General features: G+C 73.7%; 1 pseudogene. It reads left to right on the plus strand.

The features are described 5' to 3' along the window. A pseudogene (locus E5162_RS14840) lies at positions 1 to 315 on the plus strand (hypothetical protein); the annotation flags it as partial.

Below are 315 nucleotides of genomic sequence, written 5' to 3' on the forward strand. Positions count from 1 at the left end.
GCGCCCTTCTCGCTGCTGCCTCCATCCTGGCTCTCCTGACGGCCTGCTCGCCCGAGGACCCCGCGAGCGGGGAGGCCCGGCCCGACGCGTCTGGCGCCGCGTCCGGGGGTCATGACGCCATGGATCATGCGGCCATGGATCATGAGGGGGCGGGCGACGCCACCGGCATGGGCGCGTCCGCAGCCGCCGACCTCCTGACCGGCCCCCAATCGGTGACGGTCGAGGCAGACGGCCAGAGCGCCATGTTTGCCGGCACCTGGATTCGCACGCCGACGCAGGGCCGCGACGTCGCGGCCGGCTATCTGGTCGTGCGCA

Origin of the sequence: Marinicauda pacifica, assembly GCF_004793635.1 — a bacterium.
GTDB classification, from domain to species: Bacteria; Pseudomonadota; Alphaproteobacteria; order Caulobacterales; family Maricaulaceae; genus Marinicauda; species Marinicauda pacifica.